At 68.1% G+C, this 14,891-nt stretch carries 13 protein-coding genes and 1 tRNA gene; 9 read left to right on the top strand and 5 right to left on the bottom strand.

The features are described 5' to 3' along the window. Positions 1-116: 116 nt before the first annotated feature. Positions 117-1,433, top strand: a complete 1,317-nt coding sequence (locus tag QRO95_RS16955; RefSeq protein WP_285303059.1) for a hypothetical protein — start codon at positions 117-119, stop codon at positions 1,431-1,433. 7 nt (positions 1,434-1,440) lie between these two features. On the opposite strand, the gene QRO95_RS16950 is transcribed toward QRO95_RS16955, so the two are convergent. From QRO95_RS16950 to trxA, 4 genes are all read right to left on the bottom strand, one after another. Then, positions 1,441-1,893, bottom strand: coding sequence for a DUF4442 domain-containing protein (locus QRO95_RS16950; protein WP_032128978.1), 453 nt, complete (start codon positions 1,891-1,893; stop codon positions 1,441-1,443). 75 nt (positions 1,894-1,968) lie between these two features. Continuing rightward, the gene (locus tag QRO95_RS16945; protein WP_121504592.1) at positions 1,969-3,594 is read right to left on the bottom strand and encodes a CHASE2 domain-containing protein; all 1,626 of its coding nucleotides are present in this window, start codon (positions 3,592-3,594) and stop codon (positions 1,969-1,971) included. Continuing rightward, entirely contained in the window at positions 3,591-5,291 is a 1,701-nt protein-coding gene (locus QRO95_RS16940) for a FecR domain-containing protein (RefSeq protein WP_049421053.1), read from the bottom strand. Before QRO95_RS16940 ends, QRO95_RS16945 begins: the two co-directional genes overlap by 4 nt. A 107-nt stretch (positions 5,292-5,398) precedes the next feature. After that, positions 5,399-6,256, bottom strand: coding sequence for a thioredoxin (trxA, locus tag QRO95_RS16935; protein ID WP_285303058.1), 858 nt, complete (start codon positions 6,254-6,256; stop codon positions 5,399-5,401). A 126-nt stretch (positions 6,257-6,382) separates the two neighbouring features. Between trxA and QRO95_RS16930 the strand changes: the two genes are divergently transcribed. The 8 genes from QRO95_RS16930 to QRO95_RS16895 all read left to right on the top strand — a co-directional run bounded on the left by QRO95_RS16930 (position 6,383) and on the right by QRO95_RS16895 (position 13,273). After that, positions 6,383-6,985: a DUF998 domain-containing protein gene (locus QRO95_RS16930; protein ID WP_049463216.1), complete on the top strand. Its 603-nt coding sequence runs from the start codon at positions 6,383-6,385 to the stop codon at positions 6,983-6,985. 105 nt (positions 6,986-7,090) lie between these two features. After that, the gene (gene leuS, locus QRO95_RS16925; protein ID WP_032128983.1) at positions 7,091-9,733 is read left to right on the top strand and encodes a leucine--tRNA ligase; all 2,643 of its coding nucleotides are present in this window, start codon (positions 7,091-7,093) and stop codon (positions 9,731-9,733) included. Positions 9,734-9,869: 136 nt separating this feature from the next. Beyond that, positions 9,870-10,454: an LPS assembly lipoprotein LptE gene (gene lptE, locus QRO95_RS16920; protein ID WP_032128984.1), complete on the top strand. Its 585-nt coding sequence runs from the start codon at positions 9,870-9,872 to the stop codon at positions 10,452-10,454. A 9-nt stretch (positions 10,455-10,463) separates the two neighbouring features. Next, the gene (holA, locus tag QRO95_RS16915) at positions 10,464-11,501 is read left to right on the top strand and encodes a DNA polymerase III subunit delta (protein WP_032128985.1); all 1,038 of its coding nucleotides are present in this window, start codon (positions 10,464-10,466) and stop codon (positions 11,499-11,501) included. A gap of 3 nt (positions 11,502-11,504) precedes the next feature. Next, the gene (gene nadD, locus QRO95_RS16910) at positions 11,505-12,170 is read left to right on the top strand and encodes a nicotinate-nucleotide adenylyltransferase (protein ID WP_285303057.1); all 666 of its coding nucleotides are present in this window, start codon (positions 11,505-11,507) and stop codon (positions 12,168-12,170) included. A gap of 58 nt (positions 12,171-12,228) precedes the next feature. Next, positions 12,229-12,639 (top strand): ribosome silencing factor, encoded by a 411-nt coding sequence (gene rsfS, locus QRO95_RS16905; RefSeq protein ID WP_005418109.1) that lies wholly within the window; start codon positions 12,229-12,231, stop codon positions 12,637-12,639. 64 nt (positions 12,640-12,703) lie between these two features. Continuing rightward, complete coding sequence (rlmH, locus tag QRO95_RS16900; protein WP_005418108.1) at positions 12,704-13,174, top strand: 23S rRNA (pseudouridine(1915)-N(3))-methyltransferase RlmH; 471 nt, start codon at positions 12,704-12,706, stop codon at positions 13,172-13,174. 22 nt (positions 13,175-13,196) lie between these two features. Next, positions 13,197-13,273 (top strand) — tRNA-Asn (locus QRO95_RS16895). Positions 13,274-13,408: 135 nt separating this feature from the next. Here the strand turns inward: QRO95_RS16895 and QRO95_RS16890 are convergent. Next, positions 13,409-14,830 (bottom strand): basic amino acid/polyamine antiporter, encoded by a 1,422-nt coding sequence (locus tag QRO95_RS16890; RefSeq protein WP_285303056.1) that lies wholly within the window; start codon positions 14,828-14,830, stop codon positions 13,409-13,411. Positions 14,831-14,891 lie beyond the last annotated feature (61 nt).

Below are 14,891 nucleotides of genomic sequence, written 5' to 3'. Positions count from 1 at the left end.
GGGAGGGGCGGGGGACCAGGGCGGGGGCTTCGAGCGACATGCGCGCATTGTAGCGGCCACTGCCTGTCGATTACGCTGGGGAATCGACTGCGGCGACGGCACATGGAAGGGAAGCTGTGTTGAAGATTCTGCGCGGACTGGGCTGGACCCTGGCGGGCCTGCTGCTGTTGACCATCGTGGTGTGGTGCGCCTCACGCATGTGGCCGGTGCCGGAATCGCGGTTGCAGGCGCAGCAACGGCTGGAAGCGCGGCTGCCGGCGAGCGGGCGCAACGGTTATGCCCTGTTGTGGACGCTGCCGTTCGACGATCTGGATGCCGGCCAGCGCGAGCAGGCGTTGGCCGAGGACGTGCGCCGTTGGGAGGCCGACCTGCGGGGCAGCAGCGGCGCCCAGACACACCTGGTGGCCAACCATGCCGAGCTGCGCTCGCGGCCCGGTGCCAGTTGCGGGCCGGCCGCCAGCGGCTGCCTCGCCCAGGTCCGCGCGGACCCGCAACGCTTCGTGGAGGCCCACGCCGGCCACCAGCAGTTGCATGCGCGGCTGGATCAGCTGGCCGAAGCGGACTACTTCATGTCGCCGTTCCCGCCGAAGGGCGAGGGCGTTCTGGTTCCGTTGCCGGGCTATGGCGTGGTGATGGACGCCACCAGTGCACGCGCGCTGGCGTACGTGCAGGGCGATATCGACGGTGCCCTGCGAGGTGCCTGCCGTGGCTTGCAACTGGGCCGGCGGCTGTTGCCCGGCAGCAGCTATCTGGTCGAGAGCATCATCGGTGCCAGCCTGGTGCAGGCCAATGCCCAGCTGCTGGCCGACATGCTGGTCGAACTGCCGGCCGACCACCCCTTGCCGGCGGAGTGCGAACAGGCCATGCAGCCGCTGCGGGCCGAGGAACAGAGCCTGTGCCGTGCCATGCAGGGTGAGTACGCGATGAGCCGGGCGGCGATCGAGACATCGGCGCGGGAGTTCGGCGGCGTGCTGGTGCTGGATCGCAGCAGCACCCTGGCCCGCGTGGCCGGCAATCTTGGCTGGGCCTGTGGCGCGGCAGCCACATCGGCGCTGGAAGCGGATCGCCCGTTGCCAGTGCCGGCGCCACCGCAGCATGACTTCGGCTGCCTGTCGAATGTCATGGGCTGCGTGCTGACCGATATCGCCGCGCCGATCTATCCTGCCTATTCGTCACGGCCACAGGATGCCGCGGCGATGGTGCGGCTGCTGGGGGCGCAGCGTTGGCTGCGGCAGCAGACGGATGATCCGGTGGACGCACTGCAGCGGCTGCCGGTGCAGTTCCGCTCGCCGGTGCGGGCGCCGCAGCTGTCGGCCGACGGCCGCCACCTGCAGGTGCCGCGTCGCTCTCCAGCGCGCAGCGCTGAAGAGAACCCGTGGCTGTCGGTGCCGTTGCAGAAGGAATCGGCTTCGACTGCTGCGGGACGCGACTGATGCGCGCTCAGCGTGCGTGTGGCTTCAACCGCAGGTAGACCTGCTTGCGCACCTGGGCGACCACCTCGCCGCTTTCATCGACGACATCATTGCTGAACCATCTCAGCACTTTGTCACCAGCGGCGGCTTCGGCGCGCAGTTCGTCCAGCAGTGCGTCATCGATGCGGAACGACGTACGTACGGTGCCTCTGCCGGGCTTGAGGAAATCGATGGCACCGGCACGGTCCCACACGTAGTAGTCGCGGCCGAGGATGTGCAGCAGGCCAAGCATCCAGAACGGATCGGTCATCGCAAACAGGCTGCCGCCGAAATGCGTGCCGACGTAGTTGCGGTTCCAGGGCCGCATGCGCAGTTCGACGTCGATCTGCCGGTAGTCCGGCGAGACCCGGGTGACGTGGATGCCGGTGAACAGGAACGGCGGCCAGAGATTGATACCGAAGCGGAACAGGCGGGCGTTCATGCGGGTCCGGGGGCGCAGGGCGAGGCGCTCAGTCTAACCATTCGCATGCGTATGTTGCACCCCGGGCGGCGAGGGTCACGCCTCGCCGTCGATGACATACCCATCGCGGCCGTTGGCCTTGGCCTGGTACAACGCGGTGTCGGCGCCTTCGACGAAATGGTGTGGTTGCAGCGTGCCGTCGGGTACGCGGGTGAACACGCCGATGGTGAGGGTGACGCCTGCTTCGCTGCCGTCACCGGGCGCCGGCAGTGCGCGCACGCAGGCAATCAGGTCCTCGATGACCTGACGCGCGCCCTCGGCCGGGGTATCGGGCAGCACCAGTGCGAACTCGTCGCCACCGTAGCGCGCGGCCATGTCGCGAGGGCGTCGCGCATGCGCACCGATCAGGCGTGCAACATCGCGCAGCACGCGGTCGCCGACCTGATGGCCGTGGCGGTCGTTGTGGCGCTTGAAATGGTCAACGTCGATCAGTGCGAGGCTCAAGGACTTGCCACTGCGTCGCGCGGCATCGCATTCCTGTTGCAGCGACTGCTCGAAACGCAGGCGATTGCCGAGACCGGTCAGCGCATCGCGGTTGGCCAGGCGGTGCCAGGCCGAGACGCGCCAGGTCGCCCAGGCCAGCAGCACCAGCAGGATGCCCAGCATGGCGCTGGCCGGTGCCCACCACAGGTCACCGGCGCGCAACAGCAACCAGCTCAGCAGCGGTGGAAGCGGCAGCGAGCACAGCGCCGCGAGCCATGGCAGGCGCAGGCCGAGCAGGATCACGCACAGTGCCACCAGGACGCCACTGATGGCGTGCTGCCAGAGGCGGGGCAGCAGGTCGATCTGCTTGTGCTGCAGCAGCATCGAAGCGATGTTGGCCTGGTACTCACTGCCGCTCATCCAGAACTCGCGGGTGGTCGGGGTCAGCAGCCGCGGTGCGATGCCGCTGGCGGTCATGCCCACCACGATGCGGCGGCCGTGCAGCATCGCCATGTCCACGTGACCATCCAGCACATCGGCATAGGACACCTGCGGCAGGCGTTCGGGCGGTCCGGCATAACGCACCCGCACGTAGTCGTTGCGCCGCCATTGATAGGGCGAACCGATCTCCGGGTCGGGGTCGGGCAGGCCGTGCACCGCGCCCGCCGGCAGGTCGGCCAGCGCCAGGCCCAGTGCTGGCCAGTGGGCCTGGCCGATGCCGGCACGCAGGTACACGCCGCGCGCGACACCATCGCCATCCACTTCCACATCGGTGTGGCCGATCGCTGCAGCACTGGCCGCGATCTGCGGAATCGGCAGCATTTCCTCGGCCATGCGGTCGCCGGCGGCCGGTGCCGCGAGTACCGGCAGCACCACCCGGCCGTTGCGGCGTATCGCGGCGGCCAGTTCATCGTCCTGGCGGCTGTCGCGACGATCAGGTTCGGACAGCATCAGGTCCAGTGCGACGCGCTCGGCACCGGCATCGGTCAGCCGGTCGAGCAGGCGGGCATGGATCGAGCGGGGCCAGGGCCATTGGCCGATGCGCTGCAGGCTGCCCTCGTCGATGGCCACGATCAGCACGCTGGGGTCGGGGCGGTAGTCCCAGTTGCCGACCATGGCGTCGTAGGCCGCTTCGTCCTGTCGCCACAGCCACTGGCCCTGGCTGGCGATCACCGTCAGCACCCCGGCCAGCAGTGCCAGCAGGATCCGCTTCGGCCACGGCAGCGGCGAGCGCCTCATAACAACAGCAACAGCAGCAGGGCGCCACCACCGGCGCCGTAGCACAGGCGGCAGGGCAGCTTGATCTGCTGGGCCGGTGAGTACTCACCCGCATGACCATCGTCGTCGATGTACTGCACACGCACATGCAGGGTGCCGCTCCACGGCCGCTTGAAGCTGACCTGCGGCTCGCTCACGGTCTGGTCGACCAGGGGCGCCCTGAAGTCGCCACGACGGTCCACCTGCACCCGGTACTGCTGGCCTTCGCTGCCGGCCTGCCAGCGCAGGGTCAGTTCGCCATGCGCGGCCTCAGGCGGCTGCAGGGCAGGGTCCACCGGTTCATTGCTCAGTTGCAGGGGCAGGGCCTGGCCGTAGCGGCCCTGGTGGCCGTTGCCATCGCGCGACGCCACCCGCCAGAAGTACTCGCCGGGCGGCAGCGGCTGCGCCAGGCGCAGGTCGGTGCCTGGGGTGCTCTGTTCCTGCAGTGGCTGCACGAAGCTCGGCTCGGCGGCGATCTGCAGCACGCTGCTGCGCGCGCCCGGCGCCTGGCTCCAACGGAAGCGCGGGCGGTCGCTGTTGACGGTCTGCCCATGCAGGGGGGCCACGGTGAGCGGCGGCGGGGGCTGGTCGCTGAGTTCGAAATCGGCGCTGGCGTCGAGGCCTTCCACGCCCTGTGCATCCACCGCGCGCAACAGGATGCGCAGCTGGCCGGGGGGCAGGTCACCGATCGCCAGCCGGGTGTCGGCGGTGGTGGCGGCAAACAGCAGGATTTCCGGCGTCGCTGCCTGTACCACTTCCACGCGGTAGCGCGCGGCGCCGTCGACGGGGTCCCAGGCAAGCAGGGTCGGCAGGGGCGCCAGGCGCACCTCGTCGCTACGCAGCTGCGGCGCTGGAAGAAGGGCGGAGACAGCGTCCGGTGCGGCATCGGCGCTGCTGCTGCGGCTGGCCTGTCCAGGCTGGACCAGGCGCTTGCCGTGGGTGTTGCCGACCTGGACCTTGCCCTGTAGTACTTCGGTGGCAGCCACCTGGCCGGTGTCACCGGCGCTGACCCGGAAGACGGTGCCGCGCACGCTGCTGGTCGCCGTAGGTGCATCGATGATGTAGCGCGAGGCCGGGCCACGGGCAGGTGTCACCCGATTGCTGGCGCGGCCCTGCTGCAGGCGCAGGCGGGTATCGACCATGCCGGTGTGGCCGTAGCGGCTGAGCTGGTCCAGGCGCAGCCGGGAGTACTCGCGCAGCTGCAGGCGCGAGGCGTCAGCGAATTCAAGCGTGACGCTGGAGTCGCCTTCGGTCTGCACGGTGTCACCGATGCGAAGTTGTTCCCCGGCGAGTATCGCGCGCGAGGCACTGCCATCGGCGCCTGACAGTTCGACCTTGCCGCGCACCGACAGCACGCGGGCAGGTGCCGGTTCGATGCGCAGCCAGCTGATCGGGAAGCGCAGCAGCTGCCCCGGTGGCAGCTGGTAGGGGTTGTCGATGCGGTTGTGCTGTTGCAGCTGCTGCCAGCGCACCGAGGGCTTGAGGTACAGGCCTCCCAGATCCCACAGGGTATCGCCGGGACGGACCCGGTAGTTCCAGTCCTGGGCGGCGGCCATGGCCGGCAGGAAGAGAAGAGCGCAGAGCAGCGCGCCCTGGAAGCGCATGGCGAACGACAGCGAGCGGACGAAGGTCACAGTTTGCAATCCCGGCAATGCGGGGGCGCAGCTGCAAGACCCCATGGCCCCGACCTCATCCCCCCGAACGGATCGTGGCGACCGTACGGCCGCCATCCCGCGCATTATTGCCCGCGTTCAGTGCAGGGATTCTGAACGAAGTGGGTTCCCGTTCAGAACAGCAGGGAGGCCATCCGGCGGCGGTACTGGCCGACCAGGTCCTCGTCGGAGATCACATTGAAGGCGTCGATCAGGACCTTGCGCGGCAGTCCGTCCTCGAACGTGCGGTCGATCCGCAGCATTTCCAGGAACTGGGCCAGCGCGGCTTCGTCGTGGCCACCGAGCAGCAGCTGTACGCCACGCAGGTGGCGTGCGTTGAGGTCCTTGCCATCGGCGGCGATGCGCGCGTCCAGCACTTCGGCGGCCGGGGCGTCCTTCAGGGCCGAGGCGAAGGCCAGCCGGGCGCGTGCACGCACGGCACGGTCGTCGGTGGCCAGGTTGGCGGGCAGGCCATCGATCAGCAGACCGGCTTCATCCACGCCACCGATCTGCAGCAGGGCCAGCGCCAGGTCGAGCTTCAGCTCGTCCTTGTCCGGCTCGGCGGCGATCTGCGCGCGCAGCACGTCCACCTGCGCCTGCGGGTCCAGCGGCGCTTCGTCTTCGGCGACGGCGTCGCCGATGTCGGCCGGCACGATGCCGTGCTGGGCCAGGAATTCACGCAGCTGGCCTTCCGGGATGGCCCCCGGGAAGCCGTCCACCAGCTGGCCGCCCTTGACCAGGAACACGGTCGGCACCGAGCGGATCTGGAAGGCGGCGGCGATCTGCTGTTCCTTGTCGACGTCGACCTTGGCCAGTTCGAAGGCGCCGTTGTACTCGGCAGCCAGCTTTTCCAGCATCGGCCCGAGGGTCTTGCACGGCCCGCACCAGGTGGCCCAGAAGTCGACCAGCACCGGCGTCTGCAGCGACTTCTGCAGGACTTCGGCCTCGAAGGTCGCAGTGGTGGCGTCGAATACGTAGGTCGTCTCGGTCATGGGGGGAAAGCATCGTTTGGCGTCTGGAGACTGATTCTATGGTGACGATCGATGCCGGTCTCAACCCGGGTTGTAGTAAATGCCTGACAATGCCGCCTTCCTGTCGCCGTCCTTTCCGGAGCCTGCATGTCGTCCCTGTCCCCGTTGCTGCGCCTGTCCGGTCTGGTCGCCGCACTGCTGTTCGTGCTGGCGGTGCTCGGTTTCGGCGCCGGCCTGGAAGGCTACGCACAGGCTCGCCACCCGGTGGCGCTGCTGGGAGCACAGGGGGTGCCGCATGCGCTGGCCTTCAATCTGCTGGGCTTCGTGCTGCCGGGCCTGCTGGCGGTGGTTGTGGCCGAGTGCCTGCGCCGTGGGCTGCCGGCAACCGCCGGCTGGGCGCCCCGGGTGGGCAGCCAGATGCTGCTGCTGGCCGGGTTGGCGTTCGCCGCGATGGGGCTGCTGCCGCTGGATGTGGATGACCTGCACGGGCCGGCCAGCCAGCTGCATGCCAGCGCCTGGATGATCTGGGTGCTGGGTTTCGTTGCTGGGACCCTGTTGCTGGGCACGTCGCAGTTGCGCCAGGCGCATGGCCGCGCGCTGGGCGCAGTGGCGCTCGCCTGTGGCGTACTGGCCGCGCTGGCGGCGTTTGCCCTGCAGGGCGTGTTGGCGGCGCCGCTGGCACAACGGCTTGCGTTCGCCTGCTGGACGGCCTGGCTGGCCCTGGCCCTGCCGTTGTCGCGGCCGCGCTGAGACCGGCCTCGGGCGCTCGCGGAGCCGGCCTTCAGCGGGCGGGATTGGAGACGTTTGCCGCACTGCGGTACGCTGTACCGCTTTGCCGCCGCATCCGCGTGTTCCATGACCAGCGCTGAAACCAACGCCTACGACCCGCAGCAGGTTGAATCCGCCGCCCAGCAGTACTGGGACGCCACCCGTGCCTTCGAAGTCGACGAGACTTCGGACAAGCCGAAGTACTACTGCCTGTCGATGCTTCCGTACCCGTCCGGTGCGCTGCACATGGGCCACGTGCGCAATTACACGATCGGCGACGTGATCAGCCGCTACAAGCGCATGACCGGCCACAACGTGCTGCAGCCGATGGGCTGGGACGCGTTCGGCCTGCCGGCGGAAAACGCCGCGATCAAGAACAAGACCGCACCGGCGGCCTGGACCTACAAGAACATCGAGCACATGCGTGGCCAGTTCAAGGCCATGGGCTATGCCGTTGACTGGTCGCGCGAGTTCGCCACCTGCCGCCCGGACTACTACGTCCACGAGCAGCGCATGTTCACCCGCCTGATGCGCAAGGGCCTGGCCTACCGCCGCAATGCGGTGGTGAACTGGGACCCGGTCGACCAGACCGTGCTGGCCAACGAGCAGGTGATTGACGGCCGCGGCTGGCGCTCCGGCGCCCTGGTCGAGAAGCGCGAGATTCCGCAGTGGTTCCTGCGTATCACCGATTACGCCCAGGAACTGCTGGACGGCCTGGACGAGCTGGACGGCTGGCCGGATTCGGTCAAGACCATGCAGCGCAACTGGATCGGCCGCTCCGAGGGCCTGGAAATCCAGTTCGATGTACGTGACGTTGACGGCGGCGTGCTGGATCCGCTGCGCGTGTTCACCACCCGTCCGGATACCGTGATGGGCGTGACCTTCGTGTCGATCGCCGCCGAACATCCGCTGGCGCTGCATGCGGCGAAGAACAACCCGGAACTGGCCGCGATGCTGGCCGACCTGAAGCAGGGTGGCGTGTCCGAGGCGGAACTGGAAACCCAGGAAAAGCGCGGCATGGACACCGGCCTGCGTGCGCTGCATCCGGTCACCGGCGAGCCGGTGCCAGTGTGGGTCGCCAACTTCGTGCTGATGGGCTACGGCACCGGTGCGGTGATGGCCGTGCCGGGTCATGACCAGCGCGACAACGAAGTGGCCAACAAGTACGGCCTGCCGATCAAGCAGGTGATCGCGCTGAAGGATGCGCGCACCGAAGAAGAGCGCACCTGGGATGGCAGCCGCTGGCAGGACTGGTACAGCGACAAGAGCCGTGCCTTCGAGCTGGTCAACTCGGCCGAGTTCGATGGCCTGGATTTCCAGGGTGCCTTCGAAGCCCTGGCCGAACGATTCGAGCGCAAGGCCCAGGGCCAGCGCCGCGTCAACTACCGCCTGCGCGACTGGGGCGTGAGCCGCCAGCGCTACTGGGGCTGCCCGATTCCGGTGATCTACTGCGCCAAGTGCGGTGCGGTGCCGGTGCCGGAAGAACAGCTGCCGGTGGTGCTGCCGGAGGACGTGGCATTCTCGGGTACCGGTTCGCCGATCAAGACCGATCCGGAATGGCGCAAGACCACCTGCCCGGACTGCGGTGGCGCGGCCGAGCGCGAGACCGACACCTTCGACACCTTCATGGAGTCGAGCTGGTACTACGCCCGCTACACCTCGCCGGGTGCCCGTGACGCGGTCGACAAGCGCGGCAACTACTGGCTGCCGGTCGACCAGTACATCGGTGGCATCGAGCACGCGATCCTGCACCTGATGTATTTCCGCTTCTATCACAAGCTGCTGCGCGACGCGCGGATGGTGGACAGCAACGAACCGGCGCGCAACCTGCTGTGCCAGGGCATGGTGATTGCCGAGACCTACTACCGCCCGAACCCGGATGGCTCGAAGGACTGGATCAACCCGGCCGATGTGGAAGTGCAGCGCGACGAGCGCGGCCGCATCACCGGCGCGACCCTGATCGCCGACGGCCAGCCGGTGGTGGTCGGTGGCACCGAGAAGATGTCCAAGTCGAAGAACAACGGCGTGGACCCGCAGGCGATGGTCGACAAGTACGGCGCCGACACCGTGCGCCTGTTCTCGATGTTCGCCGCGCCGCCGGAACAGTCGCTGGAGTGGAACGAAGCCGGTGTGGATGGCATGGCCCGCTTCCTGCGCCGCCTGTGGGCCCAGGTGCAGAAGCATGCTGCCGATGGCGCCGCTCCGGCGCTGGATGTTGCAGCACTGGATGCCAACCAGAAGGCACTGCGCCGCAAGACCCACGAGACCATCGGCAAGGTCGGTGACGACTATGGCCGCCGCCACAGCTTCAACACCGCCATTGCTGCGGTGATGGAACTGATGAACGCGCTGGCCAAGTTCGAGGACGGCAGTGCGCAGGGGCGCGCGGTGCGCCAGGAAGCGCTGCAGGCCATCGTGCTGCTGCTCAACCCGATCACCCCTCACGCCAGCCATGCCTTGTGGCAGGTGTTGGGCCATGGCGAGACCCTGCTGGAAGACCAGCCGTTCCCGCAGGCCGATGCCGGTGCGCTGGTGCGCGACGCGCTGACCCTGGCCGTGCAGGTCAACGGCAAGCTGCGTGGCACCATCGACGTGGCGGCCGACGCTGCGCGCGAGCAGGTCGAGGCACTGGCCCTGGCCGAGCCCAACGCGGCCAAGTTCATGGAAGGCCTGACGGTGCGCAAGATCATCATCGTGCCGGGCAAGATCGTGAACATCGTCGCCGCCTGATGTACCCCGTACCGGCCACCCGCGTGGTGGCCGGTACCATTCCGGTGCAGGGCCCGGCGTTTGATGGCCCTGCATTCACGCGGCTTCGGGCACGCTGTGTGTTGCCGTGATCGCCCGGCTCCGCCAGACTGTCTCCATGACCCGAATCCTGCTTGCCCTCGTTCTTGTCCTCGGCCTTGCCGGCTGTGGTTTCCATCTGCGCAACAAGCTGATGCTGCCGACCGACACGGCACCGGTGAAGGTGGTTTCCACTGCGCCGTACAGCGAACTGGTCAAGCTGCTCAACCGCAGCCTGCTGGCCTCCGGCGCCAGGCTGGCCGATGAGGACAGCAAGGAGCCCAGCGCCCAGCTGCAGGTACTGTCCGAGCGCTGGGGCGACCTGCCGATCGCCATCGACTCGCAGGGCCGTGCGCAGGAATACAGCCTGCGCTACGCGGTGATCTTCATCTTCCGTCGCGAAGACGGCAGCGAACTGGTGCCCCAGCAGGTGATCGAGCTGTCGCGCGACTACGTGTCGCCGCCGACCGACGCCACCGGTACCACCACCGAACGTGAAATCCTGGCCAATGAACTGCGCCGGGAAATGTCCGCCTCGATCATCCGCCGCATCGACAGCGTGGTGCGTGCCGAGATCGAGAAGGGCGGCAGCCTGTCGGCGCCGAAGGACAAGCCCATCGAAGGCGCGGTACCGGCCGAGCCGGTCCCCGCAGCCAAGCACTGAGCCGCGCGCATGGAACTGCGTCCGGAGCAGCTGGCCAGCCAGGGCGCTGATACCGCGCTGGCGCCGGTCTACCTGATTGCCGGCCCGGAAACCCTGCGCGTGCTGGAGGCGGCCGACGCCATCCGCGCACGTGCGCGCGCCTCGGGCATTGGCGAACGTGAAGTGTTCGACGCCGATGGGCGTGATTTCGACTGGAACCAGCTCGACGCCAGTTTCAATGCCCCCAGCCTGTTCAGCGCCCGTCGCCTGGTCGAGGTGCGCCTGCCCAGCGGCAAGCCGGGCAAGGACGGTGCCGAGGTGATCAGCCAGTTCTGCGCCAATCCGGCGCCGGACGTGGTGTTGATGATCACCGCCAACGAATGGAGCAAGGCGCACCAGGGCAAGTGGGCCGAAGCGGTCAACCGCATCGGCGTGCTGTCGGTGGCGTGGGCGATCAAGCCGCACGAACTGCCGGACTGGATCGAGCGCCGCCTGCGTGGCAAGGGCCTGCGCGCGGACCCGGCCGCCGTGCAGCGCCTGGCCGAGCGGGTGGAAGGCAACCTGCTGGCTGCCGCCCAGGAAATCGACAAGCTGGCGCTGTTGGCCGATGGCCAGCCGCTGGATGTGGAGCGCATGGAGTCGCTGGTGGCCGATGCCGCCCGCTATGACGTGTTCCGGCTGGTGGAGGCGACATTCTCCGGGCAACCGCCAGCGGTGCTGCGCATGCTGGCCGGCCTGCGAGGCGAGGGTGAGGCGGTGGCTGCGTTGATGCCGATGGTGATCCGCGAGCTGCTGGCCGGTGCTGGCCTGGCCCGGGTGCAGGCCCGGGGTGGCAACCTGGCCGCCGAAATGAAATCGCGCGGCATCTGGGAATCGCGGCAGGCGCCGTACAAGCGCGCGCTGCAGCGGCATCCGGAAAGCAAGCGCTGGGAGCGCTTCGTGGCTGAAGCGGGACTGGTCGACCGTATCGCCAAGGGGCGCGCCGACGGCGATGCCTGGCTGGCGCTGGAGCGCCTGCTGGTGGCTGTGGCCGAACCGCGTGCCGTGCGCCTGCTGGCGCGGGCCTGAGCAATGAGCCTGCGGATCTACTACGGGGGCACCTTTGATCCGGTGCACCTCGGGCACCTGGCGATCGCGCGGGCTGCCCGTGACGAACTGCAGGTTGCCGTGCGCATGCTGCCGGCCGCCGATCCGCCGCACCGTGCCGTGCCCGGCGCCACGGCCGAGCAGCGCTGCAGCATGCTGTCGCTGGCCATCGGCGACGAACCGGGCCTGCTGCTGGACCGGCGCGAGCTGGATCGCGCGGCACGTTTCCCCGGTCGGCCGTCCTACACCGTGGACACCCTGCGCGAGCTGCGCGGCGAGCTGGGGCCGAGCCGGCCGCTGGCCTGGCTGGTCGGCGCCGACAGCCTGCTTGGCTTGTCCCGCTGGCACGAATGGGAGGCGCTGTTCGGGCTGGCTCATTTCGTGGTGGCGGAGCGCCCGGGTAGTCCGTTGCAGGCTGCGGTGGATGGCGAGCTGGGCCGGGCGCTGGAAGGGCGTTGGGCCGACACCGAGCAGGCCCTGTTCGCCAGCCCGGCCGGGCGCATCCTGCGCCTGCACCACCCGCTGCGCGAGGAATCGGCCAGCGCCGTGCGCTCGCAGATCGCCGCCGGCGGCCCCTGGCGCGCCCTGCTGCCACCCGGCGTGGCGGATTATGTGGCTGCACACGGGCTGTACCGCCCGGCCAGGCCGTGAATGGCGCAGCGGCGCCATCCCCGTATAATCGCCCCCACGTTTATCGAGTCGATCCACTTTGAGCAACCAGACCCAGCCCCAGACCATCAAGGTCGATCTGCCCAGCCCGCCGCCGTCCGTGCCGGAACTGCTGGCCAGCGTCCGCCAAGCCACCGAAGACCTGAAGGCCAAGGACCTGGTCGAGATCGACGTGCGCGGCCGGTCCAGCGTTGCCGACTACATGATCGTCGTTTCGGGCACCTCGACCCGCCACGTCAAGTCGATTGCCGACGAAGTCGTGCGCTTCGCCAAGAACATCGACGTGATGCCGCTGGGCGTGGAAGGCGAGCGCGAAGCCGAGTGGGTGCTGGTCGATCTGGGCGACGTGATCGTCCATGTGATGCTGCCGCGCGTGCGTGAGTTCTACGCCCTCGAGCGCCTGTGGACCGTCGGCGACCAGCCGCCGTCCAGCGACGACGAAGTGGCCTGAGCCACACGTTGATGCATCCCTTCGACGGCGCCGATGGCGCCGTCGACGTTTTGGAGGACCGTTGATGAAAGCCCGCCTGATCGCCACCGGTGAACGCGCCCCCAGCTGGGTGGCGCAGGGCTTCGCCGAGTACCAGAAGCGGCTGTCGCACTGGCTGCCGTTCGAGCTGGTGGAAATCGAGCCCGGCCTGCGTGGCAAGGGGCGCGATCCGCGCCGCGCCACCGAAGATGAAGGCAAGCGGGTCATCGCTGCGCTGCCGAAGAATGCCTATGTAGTGGCGCTGGATGTGCCAGGGCGACAGCTGAGTTCCGAACAGCTGGCACAGCGCCTGGAACACTGGCGCGGGCAGGGAAGGGACCTGGCGTTCCTGATCGGTGGCCCGGAAGGGCATTCGCCGGAGGTGTCCGCGCTGGCCGATGAGAAGTGGTCGATCGGTCCGCTGACGCTGCCGCATATGCTGGTGCGCCTGGTGGTGGCCGAGCAGCTGTATCGGGCTGCCGCAATGATTGCGAATCACCCCTACCATCGCGCGTGAAGAGTGGTTATACTAGTCGTCTGCCCGAATAGCTCAGCCGGTTAGAGCACTTGACTGTTAATCAGGGGGTCGTTGGTTCGAGTCCAACTTCGGGCGCCACCTTGTTGAAAAACCTGCATCGCGAGATGCAGGTTTTTTTTTGCGTCTTTGTAGCGTCGAGGTTGCGCGACTGCTGTTGTGGAGCCGGGCCATGCTCGGCTGCTGCGGATGAACCAGCCGAGCCTGGGCTCGGGTCTACAGCGTGAGATTGCCTCGCCAGAACGCCACCAGCGTAGCAACCGCCACAACCAGGATCGCAGCGAACAGTACCCCTTCCCAACGCGTAAATACCTGTTCGCCGCGTTGGTGCCGGGTCAATGCGAACAACGCCACGCCGGGCACGTACAGCAGTACCGACAGCAGCAGGTTGTCCAGCCCGCCGGCATACACCAGCCACAGCGCATAGGCGCTGGCCAGCAGTGCGACCACGAAATCGCGCCAGCGCACGCCTGGTTCACCGGCATAGGCCTGCCCACGCCAGGCCAGCTGTACGCCGAATGCCGTGGACAGGAAGTAGGGCACCAGGCTCATCGACGCGGCCAGCAGCACCAGCCCGGTATAGCTGCCGGAATTGACCAGCACCAGCAGCAGGAACAACTGGATCAGCCCGTTGCTCAACCACAGTGCATTGGCCGGCACGCCGCGCGCGTTCTCACGCCCCAGGAAGGCCGGCATGGTGCCGTCACCTGCGGCGGCATAGAGCACTTCGGCGCACAGCAGCACCCAGGCCAGCAATGCACCGAGAACGGAGATGATCGAACCGATGATGATCACCGTCGCGCCCCATTCGCCGACAATGGCTTGCAGCACATAGGCCATCGACGGATTAGGCAGTCCGGCCAGTTCCGCCTGCGACAGCACGCCCATCGACAACAGGCTGACCAGCACCAGCAGCAGCCACACGCCGAGGAAGCCGATCACCGTGGCGCGACCCACGTCGGCACGGCGTGCGGCGCGGCGCGAGTAGATGCTGGCGCCCTCGATGCCAATGAACACCCACACGGTCACCAGCATCATGCCGCGCAGCTGCTGGCCGAGGTCGCCGAGTGCAGGCGCGCCGAGGAAATCGGCGCGGAACACGTCCATGCGGAACGCGCCGGCGGCCAGGACCAGGAACAGGGCGATCGGCAGCAACTTGGCCACGGTCACCAGGCCGTTGACGATGGCGGCAGTGCGCAGTCCACGCAGCACCAACAGGTGCACGGTCCACAACAGCAATGAGGATGCGGCCACGGCGGCCGGGGTATTGCCTTCGCCGAACACGGGCATGAAGTGGCCGAGGCCACTGAAGATCAGCACGAAGAAGCTGGCGTTGCCGAGCACCGAGGCGACCCAGTAGCCCCACGCAGCGGAGAAGCCGATGTAGTTGCCGAAGCCTTCGCGTGCGTATGCGTAGATGCCGGTATCGAGATCAGGCCGGCGGTTGGCCAGGGCCTGGAATACGAAGGCCAGCATCAGCATGCCCGCGCCGCTCAGGGCCCAGCCGATCAGCGCGGCGGCAGGCCCGGCGCTGCGCGCCACGTTCTGCGGCAATGAAAAGATGCCGGCGCCGACCATCGAGCCGACCACCAGTGCAGTCAACGCGGGCAGGCCCAGGCGTTGCGAAGTTGCGGCCATGCAGATCCCCTGCGGCGGTGATGCCGCGTGCACACGGTAGCCATGTGCCCGTGAACATGCC

Source organism: Stenotrophomonas maltophilia group sp. Smal13 (assembly GCF_030236855.1).
Taxonomy (GTDB): domain Bacteria; phylum Pseudomonadota; class Gammaproteobacteria; order Xanthomonadales; family Xanthomonadaceae; genus Stenotrophomonas; species Stenotrophomonas maltophilia_A.
This window is presented reverse-complemented; position numbering and strand designations above follow the sequence as displayed.